Genomic DNA, 25,319 nt, shown 5'->3' with positions numbered 1-25,319 from the left:
AGGTGCAGCACCTAACAGTTCTACAGAGGCGATTAATCGTCTCCGTATTCTAGAGTTTTTTTTGTGCCAACTTATTTATTATTAGGCGCAAGCTTGATTAATGCATTAATTATAATAACCTTGCTTTTTGAAGCTGCGCTAATTGACACTCCCCACCTTATGAGTACATTGAAGGTGGGGATTCTACATTCACAGTCAGAACTTGCCCTAGCAGATTTTCACCAACTAGCGTAGAGGTTCCGACTCCTGTAGCGTTACTTTCCTTGTGTCCCAAGGTAGCTTTTGCAAGATTCAGAATATTTTTTGCAGCGTTAACATCCCTTTGCAACTCACATCCACAACTACATTTATGCGTGCGAGTTGAAAGAGATTTTTTAACAATTGTCCCGCAATCACTACATTTTTGAGATGTCATTCTAGGATTAACGGCAACAACAGTATTGTTAAATTTAACCGCGAAATATTCTAACCAATGACGGAAAAGACCCCAAGAGACATCATTAATACTCTTGGCTAGACAGTGATTTTTTACCATGTTCTTAACACTTAAGTCTTCATAGGCTACTAAGGCGTTAGCCTTGCTTGCGTTGCGTCCTAGTCTCTTAGAATGCTCATTACGTTGCCTACTTACTCTTAAATGTTTTCGAGCATATCTCTGTCTTGCTATCCGTCGTTGATTTTTTCCTTTCTCCTTTTTATAGATTTGACGCCCGGCGTGTTTAATTGACTTTTCAGCTTTCCTCAAAAATCTGGGATTTTCTTCATGATGTCCATTGGAGTCGGAGTAAAAATACTCTAATCCCACATCAAGACCGATCTCAGCATCATCTATTCTTGGTTCTAAAGTGACTTCTATATCCAAACAGAATTGAACGTAAAAGCCATCTGCACGTTTAACAATTCTGACTCGCTTAATCGACTTGACAGGATATGCATGAATATCCCACTTCCCCAACAACTTGAGTTGACCAATACATTTTTTATCGGTAAAGGTGATTTGTCTTTTAGTCTGATGTAAAAACCATCCACAAGTCTTATACTCAACCGAACGGTTATCATGCTGAAACCTGGGATAACCCTTTTTACCGACCTTGCCTTTTTTACAATTGTCGTAAAACCGAGCAATTGCTGTCCACGCCCTTTCAGTTGCAGACTGACAAGCCATTGAATTTAATTCTTCGGCAAATACAAACTCTTTACGCAGTGCTGTAGAGTAATTATTTAAAGCTATTTTATTAATTTTTGATTCTCTATGTGAGTCCATCCAATAGCGGATAGCTTTATTCCTGATGAATTGAGTTGTACGAATAGCTTCTTCCATAGCAGCCGCCTGTTTTTTATTGACTACTGCCTTGTACTCTAATACTAACACTGCGTTATCACCTCCTTGCTTATTTTTACTATACTCTGATTGTAGAGTATATTCTGGAGTATATAAAGTGGTTAGACAAAGAAAAATGCAGTTTAATATTAGTGAAGAGGAATATCAAATCATCAAGGAATACTCGGAGAAGAAACAACTGTCTATGGCTGAAATTCTTAGAGATTATATTAAAACCCTCGCATCAATTAATAAGAAATAGCGATCTTCCTCATACATCTGTCCTCTGTATTACCTTCGGTAAAAATCAATTACAGATGCAATCGTCAATTGCCGCCTTACATCCCCTGAGCTATAGACGGATGGGTATTACGGCGTTCAGATAAAACTGCTAGGCGTAGCCCGTCGGAGACATCGCTCTTCCATCGGTCCGGTTTGGCAATTAACTGTCGGGAATACAACGCTTGTAGAACATGACTGCGAACTTCTACCCTAGAAAACTTAAGCAGTCAGGATTTTTGACAAATGAAAAATTGTTTCAAACTTACCTTTGACAGTGGACAAACAGCATTAGCGATTCGAGTCGATCGACAAGCCGAATTACCAGATGCTCTTGAGCGAATCGGGCTTGGCGGTTCGCATTCTATTTTAGTAGTGGTAGGGGGTGCAAGTAAAATCAGTGAAGCTGACTTTCTCCGCATTAAACGTTTATTTACGGAAGTTTTAGCCCCCATCGCCGAAAGTTTGGGAGCTTATGTGGTGGATGGAGGTACGGATGTGGGAATCATGCAACTCATGGGTCAGGCTCGTACCCAGATAGGTGCTAAGTTTGCTTTGATTGGTGTAACACCCGAAAACAAAGTGGCTTTACCTAATCAACAAGAACTTACTGCTGATTCGACACCGTTAGAGCAAAATCATACTCATTTTGTAATGGTTCCTGGCGATAATTGGGGCGACGAGTCTCCTTGGATATCTCGCGTTGCAACTGTGCTGGCTAATAACGCACCTTCGCTGACTATACTTTTAAACGGTGGTGAAATTACCTTTGAGGATGCGTTTTATAGCATTAAGACTGGAAGGTTAGTTGTTGCGATCGCTGGTAGTGGTAGAACCGCAGATATCCTTGCAGATGCCTTGCGTGGAGAGGCTACTGATGAACGAGCCAAAAAGTTAGCTAAATCTGGTATATTACAATACGTCAACTTAATCGATATAGAGAAAGGAGTTGAAAATATAAGCAAAATCATTAAAGATTTGCTTTCTAATTAGGAGTAAATAATGGCAAAAAAAAGATAGTTATCAGTAATTTTGAATTTTAGATTTTGGATTGAAGGAAAAATCCCAAATCCAAAATCTAAAATTAGCTGAGGTAATTAACCACCCTTGGGTGCAGCATCTCCAGGCCCTGCGGTGACAATTACTAGATTTTCTGGCTTAATTAAATCCTCAATTACCTTTTGGATCTGAGCCATAGTGACTGCTTGAATCTGCTGGGGAAAATCTCGGATTTCCGATCGCGAAAGTCCCAAGACAGAATTATCCAAAATGATGCTTGATACATCACTCGGATTAGCTAAATCCACAGGGTAGCTATTAGTAATTGAGCGTTTTGCCGTATTCAATTCAGCTTCAGTTACTCCTTGCTCGCGCAACTGTTTAAGTAAACCGAGAGTACTGGCGATCGCTTTTTGGGTATCAAGAGGAGCAGTCTGCATCTGAATCAAGAACGGGCCGGGATTGATTCCGGCAGCAAAAGCACTATAGATACCGTAGGTTAGACCAAGGCGATCGCGCACTTCTGTACCCAAGCGGCTCGATAAGGTATCACCACCCAAAATCTGATTCAGTATCACTGCTGCATAATAACGCGAGTCTTTCCGAGAAATGCCGTTGTAGCCGATGTAAGTAACTGCCTCTGCTTTACCAGGAATTACTTTGTTTAAACGTGTCAAAGTTTTTGGGAATGGCACGGATGATATTTTTAGCACAGGTGGCTTACCTGTGACTTGCCATTTGTCAAACGCCTGATTCAACAAAGTTTTTACCTTAACTGGATCGAAGTCTCCAACTATTGCGATCGTTGTGCCATCTGGTCGGTAGTGTGTCTGGTAGAAGCCAAGTAAATCATCACGAGTAATGCTCTTTAAGCTATCGAAGGTGGGAAAGCTATGGAATGGATGATTTTCTGGGTAAATTGCCTGCTGGAATACCTGTCGGCTCAGTCCTCTGGGGTCATCTAGCTGGACTTTGAGACTTGTTAATGCCCTCTGACGACTCAGTTCTAACTGTTCGGCGGGGAAAGTGGCATTTTGTAACACATCTGCCAGAGTTTGAATCAATATCGGCAGGTTCGCAGAAAGTCCCTCACCGCTAATGTTAACTCCCTCGCGGCTGGTACTGAAGTTCAAACCGGCTCCCCGGTCTTCTAAGGTTTTTGCTAGGGTAAGAGCATTTTTAGTCTTTGTCCCATTCATCAAGTTAGCCGCAGTCAGATTTGCTAATCCAGCTTTTTGATTGCCGTCAAATTCAGTACCAGCGTTAATTTGTCCACTTAGGTTAATGGTGGGGAGGCTGCGATCGCCTAACAACAGAACCCGCAAACCATTATTCAAGGTAAACTCTTCTGGTAGTGATTGTTTGGCCGAATCTGTAGTTGATGTGGCAGGTGGAAGATATTTAGCCAGTTCTGCCGGATCTACAGGTTTACCGGGGCTGAAATTTTCCACCGTGCGCCCAGAACCACCAGTAGAAGTCCCTGGTTTCCCATCTGGTTGAGTTGGCTCAAAGAAGCCGATGGTTTGTTTAGCTGGATTTAGGTAAGTTTTGGCAACTTGCTGTACTTGGGCTGGGGTGACTTTAGCGATCGCAGCCAGATACTTTTCAATAAAATGATAATCACCTGCGATCGTTTGGTTATATGCCAGTTGGGTAGCTTGACTTGTAATATCTTGATTACCCAAGATATACGAGGCTTGCAGTTGCGTCTTCGCCCGGTTCAATTCTTCTGTGGTGACTGGCTGCTGTTGTAATTTTCCTAAAGATTCTTGAAGCACCTGGGCAATTTTACTTAACTCTTGACCCGGAGCCGCCGTAGCACTAATATCATACCAACCTGGTTCAATGAGTTCGGCAGCACCACCACTTACTGAACTAGCGAGTCCAGATTCTACCAAAGCTTGATAAAGCCTAGAGCTACGTCCACCTGTGAGAATGGCATCCATCACATCAATTGCCGGCACATCAGGATGCTTGATATCTGGTAAAGGATACACAGCTTGCAGTAGTGCCGCACTTCCAGGTTGTTTCAAAACAATGGGTGCTTTTTTAGTAGTAGAGGCAACTGGAGAAGACGGGGCGACCTTTGCCCGTGTTCTTTTTTCTTCGTTTCCTCGTTTTGCCAACTTCCCATAAGTTTCTTTAACAATTTTGAGTACAGGTTCTGTGGCAAAATCCCCCGTAATCACCAACGTGGCATTGTCTGGGCTGTAGTAGGTTTGGTAATAATTCCGCACCTGTTCCACCGTGAATTTTTCTACATCAGCTTTTGTGCCTCCCACAGATAAGCCATAAGCTCTCGTAGGGAAAGCATCTCGCATCACTGCCCGATCTAAGCGATAGCCTGGTGAATTTTCGTACCCCTGTAACTCAGAGATTACCACCCGCTTTTCACTCTTTAGTTGCTCAGTTCCAATTAAAGAGTTTTCCATGCGATCGGCTTCCAGTGTCAACAATGCTTCGAGTCTGTCTCGTTGCACTGTGCCAAAATAAGCTGTTTCGTCATAACTTGTAAAAGCATTAAACTGACTACCCAAGGCACTAAACAACCTGCCAAACTGCACAGGACGGTCAGTTGTCCCCTTGAACATCAGATGTTCTAGCTGGTGAGAAAGGCCATTTTCTCCCTTAACCTCGTTACGGGAACCAACTTTATACCAAACTTGCACGCTGACCACTGGAGCAGTATGGACTTCTTTGGTTAGCACCGTTAAACCGTTGTCCAATACCGTTTTTTTTACGCCTTGGGTTAATGAGGCAGCAGATACGGGTACAACTGCTGTCGGTGTTGCAGCATTGGTGAAATTGCCCGAAAACGGCACGATAGTTAGGAGCAGACTGAGAAAAAAACCTATAAACATATATGAACGTAGCTTCATAAGCAATGCCAAATGCCAAATTTCTAATTTTGAAGAAAAATTCAGAATCAATTAGTAGGGGACTCGCTACCCCAGTGCTATCCGCCAGCCATACAGAATTCATTTTGACTCCTGAATTCTGTTTTGACAAAACAAAACCTTAGTACCACTTTGTGTAAATCAGAAGACTTACATTCTCGGCTTTTTTATCATTTTTAATGGTAGCCTTATTTTTTCTATGCCGTAATAGTCGGTTTTCAAGTTTACCTATTTGCAACACGCTTACGAGCAATATTCCACAGGTTTATAAACTGAAGCCCTATGGATATATAGCGTTTCTTAATCACATGAGTTACATCATAGCCCCCTCATCGCTTGAGGGGAGGGGGTTGGGGGTGGGGGTGGGGTTCTTGTACCTCACTCAACTGAGAACCGCTATAAGGAAATTTGACTTTTAATAGCTATTACTGCAATTTGGGGAGAATTATAGGGAACCATATAACTGTAGCTTTCACTCCTGCTTTCTCAGGTAATTCTTTTATGGCTAATAGTTTATCTCTAAAAATCCCACTCCCGACACCAATGAAAGAAGCTTCTTTAGAAACAACTGGTAATCATCTAAATATTAAATACCTCAAGCTTGTTAATCATACTGGTAGTGGAAGAAAACAATGGTCTTACGAATATGAAAAATACGGAAAAGAAAAATATTGTAAAGGTGATAGCTTCCCTTTGCATTGGGCAATGAACGAAGACAAAAAGAAAGGATTGAGCGAGGAGGAAATTAATAAGATATTGGCACGAAAAGAAAAGGATGCAAATAGAGCAGTTCAGGGCTATCGCATTCTCTTGTGCCAAAATAATTATAATCATGGTCATCGCGTAACTCATGTGGTGGAAACAGTTATTTCCACTGCTGAGAAGACAGATGAGATGTGGACACGCCTAGTTCAGGTAATTTGGGTTGCACAACACCCTTGGGAGAAATATGCACCACAGACAAAAAATGTAATTGGCGACTTTTTATTCAAAGGTGGTAACTTAATCAGTGCTAATGCTCCCTCAATTGTTCTGAATTTAGATGCACTGAAATAATTTGAGCTTATGGAAATAATCTAGTACAGCGCAGCGGAAATAAACCACCCATTCTAAATCAATGAAACCCTTACGGTATAATAATTACGAATTACGAATTACGAATTACGAATTACGAATTACGCCGTGTTGTACTAGTGCGTTACACTGCGTTAACGCACCCTACAAATAAATAAACCCTTAAACTTCTACATTCAAAGCACGCACCAAAAAAGCCCATTTATCTGCGGCTTCTTCGATAATTTTAGCTGTGGGTTTACCTGCACCATGCCCTGCCTTAGTCTCAATTCTAATTAGCGTTGGTGCATCACCTGCGTGAGCCTCTTGCAAAGCGGCGGCAAATTTGAAACTATGAGCAGGGACAACGCGATCGTCATGATCGGCTGTGGTAATTAAGGTTGCTGGGTAAGCTGTATCTGGTTTGATGTTGTGGAGTGGCGAATAAGCATACAGCGCTGGAAACTCTTCGGAATTATCTGCTGAACCATATTCGGAAGTCCAAGCCCAACCGATGGTAAATTTGTGAAACCGCAACATATCCATCACACCGACGGCGGGGATTGCTGCACCAAATAAATCGGGGCGCTGTGTGATGCAAGCACCAACTAATAAGCCACCATTACTACCACCTGCGATCGCTAGCTTATCTGTCTTAGTATACTTATTTGCAATCAACCACTCAGCAGCGCCAATAAAGTCATCAAAGACATTCTGCTTTTTATCCTTCATTCCTGCTTGATGCCATTCTTCGCCGTATTCTCCACCGCCGCGTAGATTGGGCATAGCATAGATACCACCCATTTCCATCCACACCAACAGACTCACCGAAAAGCCAGGTGTCATTGAGTTATTAAAACCACCATAGGCATAGAGATAAGTGGGGTTATTTCCATCTAATTTAATACCCTTTTTGTGGGTAATAAACATTGGTATTCTAGTACCATCTTTGCTCTGATAAAAAACTTGTTTTGTCTCGTAATTATCTGGATTAAAATCTACCTGTGGCTGGCGAAAAACGGTACTTTTACCACTTATCATATCGTAGCGATAGATAGTTCCTGGTGTAGTGAAGCTAGCGTAACTATAAAACGTTTCGGTATCATGACGTTTCCCAGCAAAACCTCCGGCTGAACCCAGTCCAGGTAATTCTACCTCACGAATAAACGCACCTTTGAGGTCAAAGATTTTAATTTGGCTATGAGCATCTTTGAGGTAATCAGCAACAAATTGGTTATTGAGTATGCCTACACTTTCCAAGGTTTCTGCTGATTGGGGAATGATTTCTTGCCAATTTTCTGGTGCAGGGTTTTTAGTGTCAATGGCAATAACTCTTCCTCGTGGTGCGTTTAAATCGGTGCGGAAATAAAAGACGCTATCATCATTATCAACAAAGCTATAATCTGCCTCAAACTGGTTAATTAATTCTACAACTTCAGCATTAGGGTTAGTTAAATCTTTGAAAAAAACTAAATTTTTGGAGTCAGTACCCAGCCAAATAGAAATTATTAGATAGTGTCCATCTTCAGTAACACCACCACCAAAACCCCATTCTTTTTGGTCAGGACGATGATAAATTAGTATATCTTCTGACTGAGATGTTCCTAGTTGATGATAGTAGAGCTTTTGATAATAGTTAACATCTTCTAATTGAGTTTTTTCATTCGGTTCATCGTAGCGACTGTAGAAAAAACCTTGATGATCGTGTGTCCACGATGCACCAGAAAATTTAATCCACTTTAGATGATCTTGTAGGTCTTCACCAGTTTCAACATCGCGTACTTTCCACTCTTGCCAATCCGAACCAGATGTGGATAGACCGTAAGCTAAAAGTTTACCATCTTCGCTAATAGATAATCCTGAAAGAGCAACAGTGCCGTCTTCTGAGAGTTTATTAGGGTCAAGTAAAACTTTGGGTTCGCCGTCGAGAGTTTTCAGAGTGTAGAGGACACTTTGGTTTTGTAGTCCGTCATTTTTAAAATAAAAGTAACGTTCGCCTTCTTGAAAAGGGATACCATATTTTTCATAATCCCAAAGTTTGGTAAGGCGCTGTTTAATTTTTTCTCTGGCAGGAATTTCGCTCAAGTAGCCAAAGGTAATTTTATTTTGGGCTTCAATCCAAGTCCTTGTTTCTTCAGAGTCAGGATCTTCTAACCAACGATAAGGATCTGCGACTGAAGTACCGTGATAGTTATCGACTTGATTGCTTTTGTGGCTGGATGGGTAGGTGAAGAGTTTTTTAGAGGAGGGCATAATCTCACGTCGAAAGTGCTTCTTTACATACTACAAAAGCTGACCAAATCTGCGGGAAAATTCTAAGGAAAAAGAGTAGCTGCTGGTTTACTACTAAGCACAATAAAGACCTAACCCCCAGCCCTTCCCTACAAGGCTACCGTGTATACACAAGTCCTAAAAACCTAGCTTGATGACGCTTTCCTCATTCTCATATACAGCATGGGAATGAGAGAAATAGCATTGTCAGTCGATGCAATGTGATTGTTAGTCGATACAATGCCATTGTCAGTCGATACAATGCCATTGTCAGTCGATACAATGCCATTGTCAATTGATGCAATGTGATTGTTAGTCGATACAATGCCATTGTTAGTTGATGCAATGCCATTGTTAGTCGATACAATGCCATTGTTAGTTGATGCAATGCCATTGTTAGTCGATACAATGCCATTGTATGGTCAAGAGACTTATGTTTACACCGTAGCCCTACAAGGGAAGGGGAGTAAGATTCAAAGAACAGCAGGGTTTAGTAGACTACTTGCCACCAACCCAAGGCTGGTCCAATAAAACGGATAGTTGCCCATCCTACAACCATAAGGCCAATGCCTATCCAGGCACCACGAGTTGTCCAAGTGACAAATTGTTCGCCTTGAGTTTTTGTGATGGGAACCCAAGGCAAGATGCGAGTTTCTTGACCGTATGTTTCCCCTTGTGTGGTTTTACGACGCTTTGCTTCACCCATAATCAGCAACTCAAATTTTATTTAGGTTCTAAATTTATCTTGCCAGGAATCATGGCTATAGACAATTAGGGCATTGGGCATGGGTCATTGGGCATTGGGCATGGGGCATTAGCAAATTACTTTAAGCAGAATTTTCTTCATCGGTGTTAGTAAATAGACTGGGGTCGAGATAGTTAATGCGGGCGAGAGGACTTAAGGCGGTGAGAATTTGAGCGCCGTAGCTACGGTTAACTACACGACTATCAAGTAATGCAACAATGCCTTGACTTTCTCGGACTGGCGCGATCGCTCTTTGTAATTCACTTAAGGCTGTCGGCAATAAATATAAACGAAACCAATCTTGATGCGATCGCTTATAAAGTGCTACCCTACCAGCTACAAGCGGATTTTCTAAAGATGGTAGAGGTAAAGTAGCAATAATTAACAGATGGGGTGCTGGCAAAACTCGCTGATGTTCTCGCCAAAATTCCCAACCGCTAATTAAAATACCATTTTCATCTAAACAAGTTTTTTCTACCTGCACCCGCGAACCAAATTCTGAAGCCAAAATTGTCGCCACTTGAGCCTTGAGTGGTACATCTCCCACCAAGACAACTGTTAATCCTGGTGCTGTAGCACTAAGACAAACCAGTGTGCGGACTTTGTGAATAAATGCCGCTTGAAATTCTGGCGTGTTGGGTAGAGGCAATTTATAGGGTACATACAGCTGAATTGCTTCGGCTTGACTCTCTGAAGAAAACTTTAGACAAGTTAAATCGTCCAAACCAAGGCGCTGTCGAAAAAGAGGAGCCTCTGTTTCTGGTTCTATGGCACTGCCAATTAAAACTACTGGTTGTCGCTGCCACAAGGGTGAGAGGATTTCTCTTAATTCCATTGGGGCGTAGTGCAAAGAAAATAAACCTTGCCGATGGGCAATAGTCGCCCAGAAGAGGGGAGGGGGGGCAGGGGGAAGCAGGGGGAGCAGGGGAGGCAGGGGGGAAAAGATTTTCGTTAAGGGTTTGTAATTGCTGCCAGAAATGTTTCCAAGTATCTGGGAGGTTTGCTGGATCTAAAGCAGCATAAAGACGGCTTAAAATCTCTATTTCTGGCTGGGAAATTAGGTAGCACTCATAAGGATTAACAGGATGCTGAAAAAGTTCGTGTGTTAGTTGTATCCGTGCTTCGCTAATTGCCTCAGCTTGATTTGGACAAGCCAGTATGAGTTCATCCCAATCATGGGGTTGAATATCTTGGGTAAGTCGATCGCGCACCCAATCTTCGAGATCGTCTACCCCATCAATAATTGTCGGGATGCCTTCGGGAAAGCGATCGCCACCAGCAAATTGTCCTCTTAACCAAGCTTCTGGAGAGGTTAACAGTAGCCCTTGGAACTCAGCATCAGGCCAAGCATCACCTGTTCTAATCGATTTATTGGCTGGTAGCCATTGCTGTAAACGAGGAATTTCCACCCGCAGTAGAAGTTGTTGCACTGCTTCTTGAGCAACAATAATTACAGGGCCATGCCACATTAGGGCTGATGCTACAAAACTAGTACGATATCGCCCTTGATAGCCACAAACCGCTCCTACTTGAATTAGGGCGCTACGTCCCAGGCGCAAGGCGCGTGCTACCAACCGTGCCATCGTCAAATGATGGGGCCAGGAAGGGAACCCCGCTTGCGATCGCAAAAAGTTATGTAGTGACAAATGAACTTCTGCCTCAATCACACGCTTTTAATTCCATACAAAGTGACTTTTATCTTCCAATTACCCCATTTCTATTATGTTGTCATTGGTCATTGGTCATTTGTTTTTGACCAATGACCAATGACCAATGACCAATGACCAATTACCCACTACCCTGAATTATGCCAACTTACACAGGAATTTCCAGCGAAGCTTTCAGGCATCCACTAGATCGCCAAGCCGAGCAAGCTTTACGCAATTTACCGGGATTTGATTTAATCGCTCGTAAATTTGTGGAATTTATCTACGAACGCCCTCAATTAGTCTATCTAATGGGTAACTCCATCCAAGTCGGGCCGCGTCAATATTCCACTATTTACCAGATGTTTCGGGAATGCGTCCGAGATTTGGACATTTACCCAGAACCTGCACTGTTTGTCTCGCAAGATCCCCAAGCAAATAGCTATGCCTTGGGGCAAGAAAATCCTTACATAGTCATAAATACAGGGATACTCGACTTACTAGACGAAACTGAGATTCGGGCGGTGCTAGCCCATGAACTGGGGCATATTAAATGTGGTCATACTATTTTAATTCAAATGGCGATGTGGGCGATGAGTGCTGCTTCCGCCTTGGGAGAATTGACCTTCGGCATTGGTAATTTTGTAACACAAGGCTTGATTTACGCCTTTTTTGAGTGGCGGCGTAAAGCTGAGTTATCATCAGATCGCGCCGCGCTACTGGTGATGGATGACTTGAATCCTGTGATGTCAACGATGATGAAACTCTCTGGCGGGAGTAAAAAATATGCCAATGAATGTAGTTTACAAGAGTTTATCAAGCAGTCAGAAAATTATCAGGCGCTTGATGAGGATGGACTGAATCAGATATATAAATTCTTGATTTACAATGGCGCTCAGGGTACGATGTTGAGCCATCCTTTCCCAGTGGAACGGCTGCATTACTTACGGGCGTGGGCAGTATCCGAAGAATATCAGCAAATTCGCCGAGGAAATTATCAGCGATCGCCAGCTTCAGGATCGGTAAATGTTTCAGCAGAATCTTCCGCAAATGAAACAGATAATTTGCGCCATCAAATTGAAGAATTACAACGGGAAATCAACAGAATGAGAAGACCTGATAATAATTCGTAATTCGTAATTTAAGGAGTAATCACCGTAGGGCGGGGACTGGCATTAGTAAATAGTGCCTGCCCTACTTAATATTGATGCAAGATGTGAGTTTTACCGCATTAACGTACTTTTGGGGGTAGGATAAATTCAATATTCAAAATTAGAGACTTAAAAACTGCTTAACTATATCTGAGCGTTAAATGAGATGTAGGCATTTATCAATATGGCAATTCACTTGACAAAACGGCTCTCTGTGTTCGCTGCTATTCTAAGTATTGTCCTTTCCATGCCGGGAATTGCCTTAGCTGTACCGGTTCAACTACATACTAATTCTGGTGTCATTTTCGCCCAAATTCCTAAAACAGCAAGCTACTCCACCTCGTCAGAGATTAACCTAACTCCCTTGCAAAGACAAGAACTCCAGGCTGTGCGTCAGAGAAGAAATAGGGAAATTGAGGCAGTATTAAACACATCACAACGTATCCAACTTAATCACAATCTCCGGGCTGGTAATAATATGAATCAAGCCCTACAAAATTTAAATTTGCAACCAGAACAACAAGACTTGGTAAAGGCGATCGTGCAATTTACCAACTTGAAAATGAAAGCTGTTTCATCTAAACATTCGCTAAAAATAGTAGAGAAATAAAGGTTTAACTTGTAGAGTAAAATTTTGAGCTTTTGTCAGAGAGGATATCAATAATATTTTCTCTGTCATAGTTTTGGATAAACTACACCAAGAAACGTGAGATTTAGTGTCTCTACGGGATTTTGATGATTTAATGGGCAACTTACGCTAGCGATGCCTACGGCGGGCTGCGCCAACGCTTGAGATAATCAGATACACATAGGGTTGTCGCTGCCTGTAGGGGATTTTAGTGCAAATATCTCTTCCTCTCAACTTTTGCAGCATCTATAATTAATCTTGCCCTATTTAGTTCGTTACCATGTCGGAAGAAGATATCCGAGCCGCAAGGCTGGAGAAAGTAGAACAACTCAAGCAGCTAGGGACTAACCCTTATGCCTATCGTTGGGAATCTACCCATCATGCAGCGCAGTTGCAAGAGCAATTTGCCGATTTAGCCAGTGGTGAAGAAGTTGATTTAGAAGTTGCGATCGCTGGGCGCATTATGGCGCGTCGCGTTTTCGGTAAACTGGCTTTCTTCACTTTACAAGATGAAACTGGCACAATTCAGCTTTATTTAGATAAAAACCGCATCCAAGAAAGCATGGCAGATATTGATGCTGATGCTTTCAATCATTTAAAACAACTCACAGATGCAGGTGACATTCTGGGAGCCAAAGGTACTATTAAACGGACTGAAAAGGGCGAGTTATCTGTCTACGTTAAACAATATACTATCCTGACTAAATCCCTGTTGCCCCTACCCGACAAATGGCATGGATTAACGGATGTTGCGAAGCGCTACCGTCAGCGTTACGTTGACTTGATTGTTAACCCAGAAGTGCGCCAAACCTTCCGCCGTCGCGCTCAAATTACAGCTGGGATTCGCCGTTATTTGGAAGAACGGGATTTTCTCGAAATTGAAACGCCAGTTTTGCAAAGTGAAGCTGGAGGTGCAGATGCACGTCCATTTATCACCCACCACAACACTTTAGAAATGGAATTGTATCTGCGAATTGCCACAGAACTCCATCTTAAGCGGTTGATTGTAGGTGGTTTTGAAAAGGTGTTTGAATTGGGACGGATTTTCCGTAACGAGGGAATTTCAACTCGACACAATCCCGAATTTACGACAATTGAACTTTACCAAGCCTACGCCGATTACAACGATATGATGGCGCTGACTGAGGGAATTATTACCACTGTCGCCCAAGATGTAATTGGTACATTGCAAATTACCTACCAAGGAGAACCTATAGATTTAACTCCACCTTGGCGACGGGTAACAATGCACGATTTAGTTAAAGAATTTACCGGCTTGGATTTCAATTCTTTTCAAACATTAGAAGAAGCAAAAACAGCAAGTAAAAATGCTAATATTCCTGGTGTAGATGAAGCCAAATCAATTGGTAAGTTACTAAATTTAGCTTTTGAAGAAAAGGTAGAAGCTAATTTAATTCAACCTACCTTTGTAATTGATTACCCTGTAGAAATTTCGCCCCTAGCAAAACCCCATCGTTCTCAACCTGGTTTGGTGGAAAGATTTGAGTTATTTATCGTCGGGCGAGAAACTGGAAACAGCTTCTCAGAACTTACAGATCCCATCGATCAAAGAGAACGCCTAGAAGCCCAAGCTGAAAGAAAAGCTGCTGGTGACTTAGAAGCCCAAGGTGTAGATGAAGACTTTTTGACAGCCCTTGAATACGGTATGCCACCTACAGGTGGTTTAGGAATTGGGATCGATCGCTTAGTAATGTTATTAACTGATTCTGCCAGCATTCGGGATGTAATTGCCTTTCCTCTACTCAAGCCAGAAGGCAGCGTTATTAAGCAATATAGCTATGAGCCAAAAACTCAAACACTGACTATTGAATTTGACAGTGGAAGTGTTTACGAGTATTTCAAAGTCTCTCCTAGTGTCAAAGAAGACTTAGATAATGCTCCGTCTAAAGGTCAATACTTTAACAAGTTTATTAAAGGAAAATTTAAATTTGAACAATTGAGTTGACCGATTCAAGCATATATAGCAAGGGACTGGGGACTAGGGACTGGCAACTGGGTGAAAATTTTTTTTGTGTCTAAGTTTCATCATCTTTTGATGTTGATGTCCTAACCACCTTGGCTGTTGCTATAATCTGAATTCTTCATTTGATACTGAAATAACCGCAAAATCTAGCTGTCACAACCAGGTTTTGCGGTTATTCAACAAACCCATGACTACATGGGATACCCAATAGAGTAATTGCAGAAATTGGGACAAACTGTTGGTTTAGCCACCCCAGATTTTCTCTAAAACTGCGTTTGGTGAGATATCCGCCGTTTTTCCTGTGGGGGATGCAATAGCCAAAAATTTATCGTTTTTCGGCAGCAACTTAGCTGCATCGGTGGGCCCAAATAGGGCGATGGTATAGGTTTTAACTGCAACACTTAGTTGTAGTGCTGGACTATCAGTAGACAACATCAAATTTGCTCCGGCGATTATAGCAGTTAACTTGCCAATATCATCTGGGGCAGTCACCTTGATATTTGGAGAAGACCCCAAAAGCGATCGCACAAACTGCTCGTCGTCAGTCCCCTTAATCACCACCACAGGCAGTTCAGGCTGCTTGTCTTGGAAGCCTTGAATAATTTGATGCCAACTTTCCACAGGGTAGATTTTATCCAGTTCTTTTGCCTGGGATAAATAACCAGAACCGCCATGAATCAGGATATAACCTGTTTCATGTACGCCTAAGCGTTTCTGTTCCTTTTGTGCCCACTCAATATCTGGTTTTGGCACATTTACTGCTAACTCTGGGACAGGACTATTTATTTCCAATGGTTGCAGCAAATCGTGATATACTGCCGCCGCATACTGGGATGGTTTAAATGGCACAGCGTGGGTCAGAAAAACCGAACCCTTGCCTTTGTAGCCAATACGTATGGGAATTCCTGTCAACCAAAGTAAAAGACCTAGCAACCAAATTTGCTTCACAGCAATGACAACATCGTATTCGCGATCGCGAATTGTCCCCACCAAGTTACCCCAATCTGCCAGACTATTACGGTCGCGAAAATCAAAGTTCAGCACCTCGTGAACTGACTTGCTCACTCGGTAGGCAGCCTTTGACCGGGGTTCAACAACGACATCTATCTGAGCGTTAGGGTAATTGCGCTTCAGGTCATCTAGAGTCGGAAAGAAGAGAATTTGGTCGCCAATTCCGCCAGGTACAAGGGCTACTACTCGCATAATATTTATTGACGCTTACTCGCTCCCTATTTTAGGGGAAAATATATAGCTTAAAGATTGAGGAATTCTGTGTATTTACTAATTCCAGCTGCGGGAATCGGAAAAAGAATGGGTAGTAACCGCAATAAACTCTTGCTGAAAGTGCGATCGCAACCAATTATTGCCTGGACTCTCTTAGCCGCAGAAGCCGCCAATACAATCAGTTGGATCGGGATTATTTCTCAGCCTAGCGATTGGCCAGACTTCAGGGCAATTCTCACCGATTTGAAGCTGACTAAACCTGTGGAATTGATTCAAGGTGGCTCCACCCGTCAGCAATCTGTTTACAATGGCTTGCAGGCTTTGCCAGTAGCCGCAGAACAAGTGTTAATTCATGATGGGGCTAGATGTCTCGCCACACCAGATTTATTTAACTCTTGTGCCGAGGCCATTCGCCACTATCCCGGTTTAATTGCTGGTGTACCCGTCAAAGACACCATCAAAGTTGTCGATGAACAAGGCATAATTCAAGAAACACCCGACAGACGAAATTTGTGGGCTGCACAAACTCCCCAAGGATTTAATGTCAAGTTGTTGAAACAGTGCCACGCTGAAGGTGTCCGGCAAGGTTGGGAAGTAACTGACGATGCCGCTTTATTTGAAAAGTGCGGTATTGAAGTGCGAATTGTCGAGGGAGAGGAGACAAATTTGAAGGTGACTACTCCCCAAGATTTAGCGATCGCAGAATTTATTCTTACAAATAGAGGTGCTTGAGGGATTGGGGAAATAACTAATCCCCAATACTTTGACAATTTACGATATAATGCCACACACTTGTTGATTGTTAGTTGTCATGTACTAATGACCAATGACTAATAACCAATGACTAATGACTAAATGATTACAGCCACAGCGACGAAGATAGAAGCAATTCTCTATTTAAAGGGTAAACCCTTGTCGCTCGGCGAAATCGCCGAGTATGCCGCGTGCGATCGCGCCACTGTCAAAGAAGGCATGATTGAACTAATGGACAACTATGCCCACCGAGATAGCGCCCTAGAGGTAATAGAAACCCCAGATGGTTATAGTTTGCAACTAAGGTCTGACTTTCATGATTTAGTGCAAACGATGATCCCAGTAGAGTTGGGTGTAGGTGCATTACGGACTTTAGCAGCGATCGCCCTCAATAGTCCCATACTCCAGAGCGACTTGATTAACTTGCGCGGTTCGGGAGTATATCAACACGTTCCAGAACTCGTAGAACTTGGTTTCATCCGCAAACGCCGAGACAGCGATTCTCGCTCCTACTCACTCCAAGTAACCCCAAAATTTCATCAATATTTCCAAATAGAACAACTTCCGCAAATTCTTTCCAATAGCCAGAAGGAAGAACAACTAGAACTAGAACTAGAACTAGAACTAAAAGCTGTAGGCACTGGGGACTAGGGACTAGCGACTGGGACTAGAAAAATTACCCAATCCCCAATTCCCAATCCCAATTCCCAACGACTTATACCCGTGGTGAATGCGCTAGCCTTGTACTATGGTTTAGAGTAGAGTTAGCAATTAAGCTAAATAAAACTGCCAATGGTGTTTAATCCTGACTTTTTAAATGACAACTCTGAGGAACACCCTAATCAACTTCTTTCCGACCACTCTGAAGAATACCCCAATCAGTTACTCAAATATCTACAACATCAGTCTCCTGATGTTTTAGCGAGGATTGCTCAATCCGCCAGCCCCGAAATTAAACAAATTATCTCGCAAAATGTCCAAGGGCTAGTGGGAATGCTCCCCGCAGAAAATTTCAACGTCCAAATCACAACAGATCGGGATAACTTAGCTGGGCTTCTAGCGTCGGCCATGATGACAGGGTATTTTTTGCGCCAAATGGAACAAAGAATGCAGTTAGAGCATTTGTCTAATGGTCAGTAGTTATATAGTCAATAGTCAAACATTCTGGGACTATTGACTATATAATTTGTAATGACGCTCTCTACGAATTACGAATTATTCTGACTACTTCCTTTCAGGATAAGCTCCTGATTGTACCTTGAAGGTTTGAATTTTCCCGCTACGGTTAACTTCGATAGTTAAAATATCACCAACTTTGCTGGACTCTACCAGCTTTTGAACTTGGGCTGAGGTTTTAACTGCTTTACCGTTAACTTTTTGAATCACGTCTCCAGGAAGCAATCCTCCACTCTTGGCTGGAGAATCGCCTGTGACTCCTTTAATCACAATCCCAACATCCTGCTGAATGTTAAGTTGATTTTCTTGATTAATCTGCTGTTTCTTCATGGGAGAAAGGTCTGCCATTTCAATACCTAAGAAGGGATGTTCTACACGCCCTTTGGTAAAAAGTTCATTGGCAATGCGGGCGGCGGTTTCAATAGGGATAGCGAAACCGAGTCCTTGAGCATCAGCGCGGATGGCAGTATTAATACCAATAACTTCGCCTCGGGCGTTTAACAAGGGGCCACCAGAATTACCAGGGTTAATTGCGGCATCAGTTTGAATAAAGGTGACTCGCTTATCTGGGACACCAACTTGAGTGCTAGTGCGATCGGTAGCGCTGATGATGCCAATAGTGACAGTATTATCTAAACCTAGAGGATTGCCAATTGCGATCGCCCATTCTCCTGGTATTAAGTTTTGCGAATTACCCAGTTTCACAGTCGGTAAATGATTCGCTTTTATTTTTACCACTGCCACATCTGTTACAGAATCAACTCCTACCACCTTTCCCTCTAAACTTCGACCATCCTTGAGGGTGACTTGTACTGTATCCGTATCTGCTACTACATGAGCGTTAGTGAGTAATTCTCCATCTTCACTCAAAATAAATCCCGATCCCGTACCCCGCTCAATCCGTTCTTCGGGAATTGGTTGCTCATCCTCTCCAAAAAACCGCCGCAAGAGAGGATTTTTTAATGCGTCGGAGATGGGATTAGCGACTTTGCGAGTGGCATTAATTCGCACCACAGCCGGGCCGACTTTTTGCACTGCCGTCGCAATAAAATTCACATTACTATCGCCCCCACTAGCCCCAATTTGTGCGCTAGAAGGATTCGGAGTTACGGATTCTGGAGGCGAAGCCATTGTTACATTTTTTAACTGTTGGAAAGAGGGATTTTGTAGCAGGAGATAGCGACTGCCAAACAAACCTGCACCACAGCCGAACACCAGTAAGAACACATAAACGCCCAGTTGCTTTAAAGATAACTTCATAATCATTCTGCTTAAGGACAGCAATGCAGTTGCTAATTTCTAAGTGTAGTCAAGCTAACGATAAGTGGACAGATCAATTTACAAGGAATTAAGTATGGAGATTGGAGATTGGGAATTGGAGATTGCATATTAGGTAATCTTCCTAGTCCCCAGCTTTCTCATCTCCCCACTTCTCGCACTCTCATCTAAAATCTAAAGTTAATGCGCTATTGACTTGTATACATGACTTTACCCTTTCGTCAACTTTTTCTCTGTAGCTTAGTTAGCGCCTTGGGCCTAGTAAGCATACTGCCAAACTTGAACAGTGCTAATGCTGCTGTAGGTGGTTGCCCGATTCCAGCCCTATCTCGCTTCCAACGCCATAAAGTTGTCCGTGGCGAAACTTTGGAGAGTATAGCGCAGCGCTACAATCTCATTCCTACAAGTATTATTGGCATGAATCCAGCTTTGCAGAACGGTGCAATCGCAGCCGTTGGTAGTGTGCTTCAAATTCCTCCTTACAATGGGATTGTAGTTGAAGTACCTCGTGGTGAAACTTGGCGACAAGTGGCAGCACAATACAAAGTTCGTGCTGATAGCCTTTTTGAGGTGAATGGCTGCCAACAAAACCCCAGAATCGTGTTTGTTCCGGGGGTAAATTGGTCGCCCAATGGTGTTATAACTAAAGCCCCTTTAGTCAATGATGCCAGTACGCCAAACCGTGCATCTCTGTCTGGATATCCTTTAGCACAAGTGGCAAGTGTGGGATTAGCTTACGGATGGCAAATTAATCCTGCTACAGGTGAAGTTTTCTTCCATAGCGGTGTTGACTTATTAGCACCAGTTGGTAACAATGTGTTAGCGATCGCGCCTGGAACTGTAGCCTTTGCTAATGACCAAGGTTCTTATGGCAAGTTAGTCATTATTAACCACAGTGGCGGACTTCAAAGCCGCTACGCCCAGCTTGACAGCATCAAAGTTACTGTCGGTCAACAAGTAAAAAAAGGAGACTTACTGGGAACAGTAGGTATCAGTGGAAAACCAAGTTCCACTCAACCGCATCTCCATTTTGAAGTGCGTTCTAGCTCATCTCTAGGTTGGGTAGCGGAAGATCCAAAGGGTTATTTGAAGAAATGAGGGAAAACGAGAAGGAGAATAACCAATGTCCAATTCCCAATTCCCTATACCTAATTCCCAAATTCAATATTTTCGCTAGATTTTATAATGTGCATTCCTGCCTCTGCAAACCTTGCAAATGCTGCATCTGCCTGTTCTGTGTAGTCCACAATATCTGGAACAACAACGGGGGAAGTGCAATCTTCTAAAAGATAGATTTTTTGAGCAAGGGTAGCATCTACCAATTTTATTTCTGTTAATAAATCGTCAATTGTCCAAGCAACGCAATGACTTTTTGCTTGACCACCAATAATAACAGTATCAAATTCTAAAAGTTGCTTAATCAAACTGGTATTCTTTTGACCAAGTGGACGTTGTTCAAAATCTTCCAACACCTCTGGGCGCAAGATAGAATAGTTTTCTGTTAACGGATTTTCCCCTTTGATTTCAAATTGCGTTTGACTCTGACGAGCAATGCTATGAAAAAATATTGCTTCTTCCACTGATGAAACTAAAGCATGACCAATACCACCCAACATAGAATGATAAGGCCAAACTGTGAGGGGATATTTACCATCTTGACTGAGTTTTCTAATGTAATGATAAGCGTGTTTTTCTAATAAACTGTAATCCCCATTAGTAATACTGTCAGCAACTGCTGGGTTAACCTTCCAGAGACCTTGTTCGATGTCTGTTAGAGTGATATTTGTTGCTGCTGGAGTAGGGTGTTCTCCAACAGCATTCACCCAAAAAATGGGATGGAATATTTGCGTGGCTGTGTGGGTGTCTAGAGTTGGTACAATTTTTGTAATTACTCCCAAGTTGCGATAGATAAATTCAGACAATCTGACGTTATCATTCACAGCCGCATTCCCATATTTTCCACCTACAAATAATTCAAATCCTGGAATACAGAAAGTGTTTTGAACATCAATTAACAATAGACAAATACGGTTTTTATCTGAAGATGCTGGTTTGATGTCATATTGTTTTACCCAAGCTTCAGCTTCTGCGGCGATTTGCTGGTAAGGTACACGCCAAACTTCCCCTACTTTATCGGGGTTAAAATGTGGGGGAATTGGTAGTTGGGTTGTTGTTTGGGTGCTCATAATTTCAACCTCTCAACTCTATATTAAAATTTACGCACATTTGACAAATTTTTCTTTGAGCAAAGCACGGTTTCAGATGAGATCGTCGCATTAATATTTGTCCTTTAGCTTATAGATAAGACCATTTAAGCTTGACTTAATTCTTTTAATAAGTTATCCCGTTGCTGTCTGTTGTTTAAAGCGCTTTTGGAAATATCCACAAGCATAGCCTAAGCTTCTATAGCTTTCTTAGAATGTGGATGTTTTTTCTAGCATGGGCGTGAGTTAAACAATTTGGTGATAATTATAAGTTAGCTGGTAGTAGGTGCGAGGGCTTAATAGTATATTTGTATTACAAGATAACAGATTTAGCGTTAGGAGCGCTTCGTTAAACCTTCTTACAAAAAGCTACGCGATCGCTAACGCTACTCAGTTAGAATAATTTTTAATCTTTACCTGACTCAATTCTTCATTTTTTTCTACATAATCGTCCAAAAGAGCCACTAGCTGTGGCAATCTGGGAAACAGAGATTTATCAAATCTGATATTTTTACCCACTGCAAATTTACCTAATCAGGTTATGCAAACTCTGCCCATAGTAGATACTTCAAATACTACATCCAGTCAAGCTATCTTTGATACAACTATCAAGCGGCGTAAAACCCGTCCCGTAAAGGTAGGAAATGTCACCATTGGCGGTGGCTACCCCGTTGTAGTGCAGTCAATGATTAACGAAGATACCCTTGATATTGATGGTTCCGTGGCTGGTATTCGTCGTCTGCACGAAATTGGCTGCGAAATTGTCCGTGTCACAGTGCCAAGTATGGCTCATGCTAAAGCTTTAGCAGAAATTAAACAAAAATTAATAAAAACTTACCAAGACGTGCCAATTGTGGCTGATGTCCATCACAATGGACTAAAAATCGCTGTGGAAGTCGCCAAGCACATAGAAAAAGTGCGAATTAATCCGGGGTTGTATGTCTTTGAAAAGCCCAATGTCAATCGAACTGAGTATACTAAATCCGAATTTGACGAAATTGGCGAAAAAATCCGTGAAACTCTTGAACCTTTAGTAGTTTCTCTACGAGATCAAGGTAAATCAATGCGAATTGGGGTAAATCATGGTTCTCTAGCCGAGAGGATGCTATTTACCTACGGTGACACCCCAGAAGGAATGGTGGAATCTGCCATAGAATTCATTCGTATCTGTGAATCTTTGGATTTCCACAACTTAGTAATTTCGATGAAAGCCTCACGAGTCCCTGTGATGCTAGCCGCCTATCGCCTCATTGCCAAGCGCATGGATGAACTGGATATGGATTATCCACTACATTTAGGCGTTACCGAAGCTGGTGATGGCGAATACGGGCGAATTAAATCCACGGCTGGTATTGCAACCTTACTTGCTGATGGCATTGGCGATACAATTCGCGTGTCATTGACAGAAGCACCAGAAAAAGAAATTCCCGTTTGTTACAGCATTCTCCAAGCTTTGGGATTGCGAAAAACAATGGTGGAATATGTCGCTTGTCCTTCCTGCGGACGCACTTTGTTTAACCTAGAAGAAGTCCTGCACAAAGTCAGGGAAGCCACTAAACACCTAACTGGGTTGGATATAGCAGTTATGGGTTGCATTGTCAACGGCCCCGGTGAAATGGCAGATGCCGACTATGGTTATGTTGGCAAAACGCCTGGTTACATTTCCTTGTATCGTGGTCGAGAAGAAATTAAAAAAGTCCCAGAAGACAGAGGTGTGGAGGAATTAATTAACCTCATTAAGGCAGATGAACGCTGGGTAGAACCTTAAGGGGAGTAGGGTAGGGAGTAGGGGGTAGGGAGAGAAAGAATAACTAAATTAATACCCAATCCCCAATCCCCAATCCCCAATTCTTAAAACTTTTGTGTTGATAACGGCTAATGTTGCCGGATTGTCAAGTATTTTGTTTAAATTAAGAATGCATACTCGGTCTGTACAGTAGTAGCCTGTGTTAGATTGAGCATACTGACTATATATTTTCCCTCTGACGCAGCTGTCATTATGGTGATTACAAAAAGTAGGCTTGTTTTGGGTGCTACGGCAGTGACACTCTCCACGATCGCTGTTACTAGCCTTGGCATTCATTCGCGAGGTCAGGCTTTATTTAAAGCAAGTCCTAAAGAATTAGTAGATGAAGTTTGGCAAATTGTTCAACGCCAATATGTAGACGGTACTTTTAATCAGGTAGATTGGCAGGCTGTTCGTAAGGAGTATTTAAGCAAGTCCTACAGTAATCAGCAGGAAGCATATAAGTCCATTCGGGAAATGCTGAAAAAGTTACAAGATCCATACACCCGATTTATGGATCCAGAAGAATTTAAGAGTATGCAAGTAGATACTTCTGGAGAACTTACAGGGATCGGGATCACGATTAGTCAGGATGAAAAAACCAAGCAATTGGTTGTCATTGCGCCAATCGAAGATACACCAGCATTTAAAGCTGGTATTTTGGCAAAAGATTTCATCGTCAAAATCAACGATAAAAGTACCAAGGGAATGGATACTAATCAAGCAGTATCCCTAATTCGTGGTGAAGCCGGAACGCAAGTCAGCCTAACCATTCAACGCGACGGTCAGACAAAACAATTTAACATCAAACGGGCGCGGATTGAAATTCATCCAGTTAAATATTCCCAAAAGTCAACTCCAGCAGGTAATCTTGGCTACATTCGCTTGAACCAGTTCAGCGCTAATGCTGGTAAAGAAATGCAAACTGCTATCAAGGATTTAGAAAGCAAAAAGGTAGCTGGATATATTCTGGATCTCCGTGGTAATCCGGGTGGCTTACTGTTCTCCAGTGTAGACATTGCCCGAATGTGGATAAACAAAGGTAAGATTGTCTCTACCGTTGAGCGCCAAGGAGAGGCAGAAAAAGAAGAGGCGAATGGACGCGCCTTGACGAATAAACCTTTGGTGGTGCTGGTAGATAAAGGTTCAGCCAGTGCGAGCGAAATCCTTTCAGGGGCTTTGAAGGATAACAAGCGTGCTACTTTGGTTGGAACTCAAACCTTTGGTAAGGGACTAGTGCAATCGGTACGTCCCTTGGAAGATGGCTCAGGATTGGCGGTAACAATTGCTCATTACTATACTCCCAACGGTACAGATATTAATCATAAAGGTATTAATCCAGATGTGAAGGTAGAGTTGACTAAAAAGCAGATGGAGGAATTATGGCTCCATGAACGCGATAAACTTGCTACCCTAGCAGATCCACAATTCGCTAAAGCAGTGGAAGTTATAGGTAAAAAAATTGCTGCTAACGGCACAGCCACAGCAGAAAAATGAACAGTTAAGAATAAATTTAGGATTAGAGACACGATTAATCGCGTCTCTAATCCTACCTTAAACTGGTTGGCACTTTCCAGCCCTAATAAGTCCGACACGCCGAGCGATCGCTTCTCCTTCTGAACTAAAAGGCCCCCACTGTTCTATACTTTCTAGAATCTCTAGATTATCGTCCGCAACTTTGTCGCTGGGGACGATTTTGCAATTACCAGCAGAATGTTTGACAATATACCAAGTTTGTGGTTCATTCATGCTTGAAATAAAATATTTGTTTTTTACAGTAAAAATTTTACGACATAGAGAAAAGATTTTTGCACCTATGCGATCGCACCAAAGTTCAGCAATTCTCATTATGAGGATAATTATCGTTATCATTAAAAACTATGCAAAATTTCCAGTTTTAGATATGGTTTTTGTATCTCTTTAA

Annotated in this window: 20 protein-coding genes and 1 pseudogene; 11 read left to right on the top strand and 10 right to left on the bottom strand. The window is 42.3% G+C overall.

All coding sequences use genetic code 11. The features are described from left to right. Nucleotides 1-157 precede the first annotated feature (157 nt). The gene (locus V7K55_RS22900; protein WP_334834956.1) at nucleotides 158-1,372 is read right to left on the bottom strand and encodes an RNA-guided endonuclease InsQ/TnpB family protein; all 1,215 of its coding nucleotides are present in this window, start codon (nucleotides 1,370-1,372) and stop codon (nucleotides 158-160) included. Nucleotides 1,373-1,846: 474 nt separating this feature from the next. Between V7K55_RS22900 and V7K55_RS22895 the strand changes: the two genes are divergently transcribed. Continuing rightward, on the top strand, nucleotides 1,847-2,593 hold the full coding sequence (locus V7K55_RS22895; protein WP_334834955.1) for a hypothetical protein: 747 nt from the start codon (nucleotides 1,847-1,849) through the stop codon (nucleotides 2,591-2,593). Nucleotides 2,594-2,697: 104 nt separating this feature from the next. On the opposite strand, the gene V7K55_RS22890 is transcribed toward V7K55_RS22895, so the two are convergent. Then, the gene (locus V7K55_RS22890) at nucleotides 2,698-5,478 is read right to left on the bottom strand and encodes an insulinase family protein (RefSeq protein ID WP_334834954.1); all 2,781 of its coding nucleotides are present in this window, start codon (nucleotides 5,476-5,478) and stop codon (nucleotides 2,698-2,700) included. Nucleotides 5,479-5,997: 519 nt separating this feature from the next. Between V7K55_RS22890 and V7K55_RS22885 the strand changes: the two genes are divergently transcribed. Further along, a complete protein-coding gene (locus V7K55_RS22885) occupies nucleotides 5,998-6,552 on the top strand; it encodes a hypothetical protein (protein WP_334834953.1) in 555 nt (184 codons plus the stop codon). A gap of 180 nt (nucleotides 6,553-6,732) precedes the next feature. On the opposite strand, the gene V7K55_RS22880 is transcribed toward V7K55_RS22885, so the two are convergent. From V7K55_RS22880 to V7K55_RS22865, 4 genes and pseudogenes are all read right to left on the bottom strand, one after another. After that, nucleotides 6,733-8,802: a prolyl oligopeptidase family serine peptidase gene (locus V7K55_RS22880; RefSeq protein WP_334834952.1), complete on the bottom strand. Its 2,070-nt coding sequence runs from the start codon at nucleotides 8,800-8,802 to the stop codon at nucleotides 6,733-6,735. Between the two features lie 190 nt (nucleotides 8,803-8,992). Then, the gene (locus V7K55_RS22875) at nucleotides 8,993-9,235 is read right to left on the bottom strand and encodes a hypothetical protein (RefSeq protein ID WP_334834951.1); all 243 of its coding nucleotides are present in this window, start codon (nucleotides 9,233-9,235) and stop codon (nucleotides 8,993-8,995) included. A 75-nt stretch (nucleotides 9,236-9,310) separates the two neighbouring features. Further along, nucleotides 9,311-9,526, bottom strand: a complete 216-nt coding sequence (locus V7K55_RS22870; RefSeq protein ID WP_334834950.1) for a DUF2839 domain-containing protein — start codon at nucleotides 9,524-9,526, stop codon at nucleotides 9,311-9,313. A gap of 121 nt (nucleotides 9,527-9,647) precedes the next feature. Next, nucleotides 9,648-11,232, bottom strand: a pseudogene (locus V7K55_RS22865) (ATP-dependent DNA helicase). Nucleotides 11,233-11,372: 140 nt separating this feature from the next. Between V7K55_RS22865 and V7K55_RS22860 the strand changes: the two are divergent. From V7K55_RS22860 to lysS, 3 genes are all read left to right on the top strand, one after another. After that, on the top strand, nucleotides 11,373-12,344 hold the full coding sequence (locus V7K55_RS22860) for a M48 family metallopeptidase (protein ID WP_334834949.1): 972 nt from the start codon (nucleotides 11,373-11,375) through the stop codon (nucleotides 12,342-12,344). A 202-nt stretch (nucleotides 12,345-12,546) separates the two neighbouring features. Then, the gene (locus V7K55_RS22855; protein WP_334834948.1) at nucleotides 12,547-12,972 is read left to right on the top strand and encodes a hypothetical protein; all 426 of its coding nucleotides are present in this window, start codon (nucleotides 12,547-12,549) and stop codon (nucleotides 12,970-12,972) included. Between the two features lie 298 nt (nucleotides 12,973-13,270). Beyond that, nucleotides 13,271-14,956, top strand: coding sequence for a lysine--tRNA ligase (gene lysS / locus V7K55_RS22850; protein ID WP_334834947.1), 1,686 nt, complete (start codon nucleotides 13,271-13,273; stop codon nucleotides 14,954-14,956). A gap of 261 nt (nucleotides 14,957-15,217) precedes the next feature. On the opposite strand, the gene V7K55_RS22845 is transcribed toward lysS, so the two are convergent. After that, nucleotides 15,218-16,177, bottom strand: a complete 960-nt coding sequence (locus tag V7K55_RS22845) for a glycosyltransferase family 9 protein (protein WP_334834946.1) — start codon at nucleotides 16,175-16,177, stop codon at nucleotides 15,218-15,220. 69 nt (nucleotides 16,178-16,246) lie between these two features. On the opposite strand from V7K55_RS22845, the gene ispD reads away from it, so the two are divergent. The 3 genes from ispD to V7K55_RS22830 all read left to right on the top strand — a co-directional run bounded on the left by ispD (nucleotide 16,247) and on the right by V7K55_RS22830 (nucleotide 18,091). After that, on the top strand, nucleotides 16,247-16,930 hold the full coding sequence (ispD, locus tag V7K55_RS22840; RefSeq protein WP_334834945.1) for a 2-C-methyl-D-erythritol 4-phosphate cytidylyltransferase: 684 nt from the start codon (nucleotides 16,247-16,249) through the stop codon (nucleotides 16,928-16,930). A gap of 123 nt (nucleotides 16,931-17,053) precedes the next feature. Beyond that, entirely contained in the window at nucleotides 17,054-17,602 is a 549-nt protein-coding gene (scpB, locus tag V7K55_RS22835; RefSeq protein ID WP_334834944.1) for an SMC-Scp complex subunit ScpB, read from the top strand. Between the two features lie 141 nt (nucleotides 17,603-17,743). Then, nucleotides 17,744-18,091 (top strand): DUF760 domain-containing protein, encoded by a 348-nt coding sequence (locus V7K55_RS22830; RefSeq protein WP_094333219.1) that lies wholly within the window; start codon nucleotides 17,744-17,746, stop codon nucleotides 18,089-18,091. An 84-nt stretch (nucleotides 18,092-18,175) separates the two neighbouring features. Here the strand turns inward: V7K55_RS22830 and V7K55_RS22825 are convergent, their stop codons facing one another. Then, nucleotides 18,176-19,387 (bottom strand): HhoA/HhoB/HtrA family serine endopeptidase, encoded by a 1,212-nt coding sequence (locus tag V7K55_RS22825; protein WP_334834942.1) that lies wholly within the window; start codon nucleotides 19,385-19,387, stop codon nucleotides 18,176-18,178. Nucleotides 19,388-19,609: 222 nt separating this feature from the next. On the opposite strand from V7K55_RS22825, the gene V7K55_RS22820 reads away from it, so the two are divergent. Further along, on the top strand, nucleotides 19,610-20,503 hold the full coding sequence (locus V7K55_RS22820) for a LysM peptidoglycan-binding domain-containing M23 family metallopeptidase (RefSeq protein ID WP_334834940.1): 894 nt from the start codon (nucleotides 19,610-19,612) through the stop codon (nucleotides 20,501-20,503). 50 nt (nucleotides 20,504-20,553) lie between these two features. Here the strand turns inward: V7K55_RS22820 and V7K55_RS22815 are convergent, their stop codons facing one another. After that, nucleotides 20,554-21,591 carry an isochorismatase gene (locus tag V7K55_RS22815; protein ID WP_334834939.1) on the bottom strand — a complete coding sequence of 346 codons (1,038 nt, stop codon included), beginning with the start codon at nucleotides 21,589-21,591 and terminating at the stop codon, nucleotides 20,554-20,556. A gap of 559 nt (nucleotides 21,592-22,150) precedes the next feature. Between V7K55_RS22815 and ispG the strand changes: the two genes are divergently transcribed. Together ispG and ctpC are read left to right on the top strand one after the other, a co-directional pair. Then, nucleotides 22,151-23,377, top strand: a complete 1,227-nt coding sequence (gene ispG / locus V7K55_RS22810; protein WP_334834938.1) for a (E)-4-hydroxy-3-methylbut-2-enyl-diphosphate synthase — start codon at nucleotides 22,151-22,153, stop codon at nucleotides 23,375-23,377. A gap of 231 nt (nucleotides 23,378-23,608) precedes the next feature. Further along, entirely contained in the window at nucleotides 23,609-24,892 is a 1,284-nt protein-coding gene (gene ctpC / locus V7K55_RS22805; protein ID WP_334834937.1) for a carboxyl-terminal processing protease CtpC, read from the top strand. A 57-nt stretch (nucleotides 24,893-24,949) separates the two neighbouring features. On the opposite strand, the gene V7K55_RS22800 is transcribed toward ctpC, so the two are convergent. Then, entirely contained in the window at nucleotides 24,950-25,144 is a 195-nt protein-coding gene (locus V7K55_RS22800) for a DDE transposase family protein (RefSeq protein ID WP_334834935.1), read from the bottom strand. Nucleotides 25,145-25,319: the final 175 nt, after the last annotated feature.

The sequence above is a fragment of the Nostoc sp. genome (assembly GCF_036919895.1).
Taxonomy (GTDB): Bacteria; Cyanobacteriota; Cyanobacteriia; order Cyanobacteriales; family Nostocaceae; genus Nostoc.
This window is presented reverse-complemented; position numbering and strand designations above follow the sequence as displayed.

Excerpts from the sequence above, each read along its gene's own strand:
- V7K55_RS22875 (WP_334834951.1), bottom strand. The coding sequence starts at position 9,235 with ATGGCATTGTATCGACTAACAATGGCATTGCATCAACTAACAATGGCA.
- ispG (WP_334834938.1), top strand. The coding sequence starts at position 22,151 with ATGCAAACTCTGCCCATAGTAGATACTTCAAATACTACATCCAGTCAA.
- V7K55_RS22880 (WP_334834952.1), bottom strand. The coding sequence starts at position 8,802 with ATGCCCTCCTCTAAAAAACTCTTCACCTACCCATCCAGCCACAAAAGC.
- V7K55_RS22860 (WP_334834949.1), top strand. The coding sequence starts at position 11,373 with ATGCCAACTTACACAGGAATTTCCAGCGAAGCTTTCAGGCATCCACTA.
- V7K55_RS22870 (WP_334834950.1), bottom strand. The coding sequence starts at position 9,526 with ATGGGTGAAGCAAAGCGTCGTAAAACCACACAAGGGGAAACATACGGT.
- V7K55_RS22825 (WP_334834942.1), bottom strand. The coding sequence starts at position 19,387 with ATGAAGTTATCTTTAAAGCAACTGGGCGTTTATGTGTTCTTACTGGTG.
- lysS (WP_334834947.1), top strand. The coding sequence starts at position 13,271 with ATGTCGGAAGAAGATATCCGAGCCGCAAGGCTGGAGAAAGTAGAACAA.
- V7K55_RS22800 (WP_334834935.1), bottom strand. The coding sequence starts at position 25,144 with ATGAATGAACCACAAACTTGGTATATTGTCAAACATTCTGCTGGTAAT.
- V7K55_RS22820 (WP_334834940.1), top strand. The coding sequence starts at position 19,610 with ATGACTTTACCCTTTCGTCAACTTTTTCTCTGTAGCTTAGTTAGCGCC.
- V7K55_RS22890 (WP_334834954.1), bottom strand. The coding sequence starts at position 5,478 with ATGAAGCTACGTTCATATATGTTTATAGGTTTTTTTCTCAGTCTGCTC.
- ctpC (WP_334834937.1), top strand. The coding sequence starts at position 23,609 with ATGGTGATTACAAAAAGTAGGCTTGTTTTGGGTGCTACGGCAGTGACA.
- V7K55_RS22895 (WP_334834955.1), top strand. The coding sequence starts at position 1,847 with ATGAAAAATTGTTTCAAACTTACCTTTGACAGTGGACAAACAGCATTA.
- V7K55_RS22855 (WP_334834948.1), top strand. The coding sequence starts at position 12,547 with ATGGCAATTCACTTGACAAAACGGCTCTCTGTGTTCGCTGCTATTCTA.
- V7K55_RS22885 (WP_334834953.1), top strand. The coding sequence starts at position 5,998 with ATGGCTAATAGTTTATCTCTAAAAATCCCACTCCCGACACCAATGAAA.
- V7K55_RS22830 (WP_094333219.1), top strand. The coding sequence starts at position 17,744 with ATGGTGTTTAATCCTGACTTTTTAAATGACAACTCTGAGGAACACCCT.
- scpB (WP_334834944.1), top strand. The coding sequence starts at position 17,054 with ATGATTACAGCCACAGCGACGAAGATAGAAGCAATTCTCTATTTAAAG.
- V7K55_RS22815 (WP_334834939.1), bottom strand. The coding sequence starts at position 21,591 with ATGAGCACCCAAACAACAACCCAACTACCAATTCCCCCACATTTTAAC.
- V7K55_RS22845 (WP_334834946.1), bottom strand. The coding sequence starts at position 16,177 with ATGCGAGTAGTAGCCCTTGTACCTGGCGGAATTGGCGACCAAATTCTC.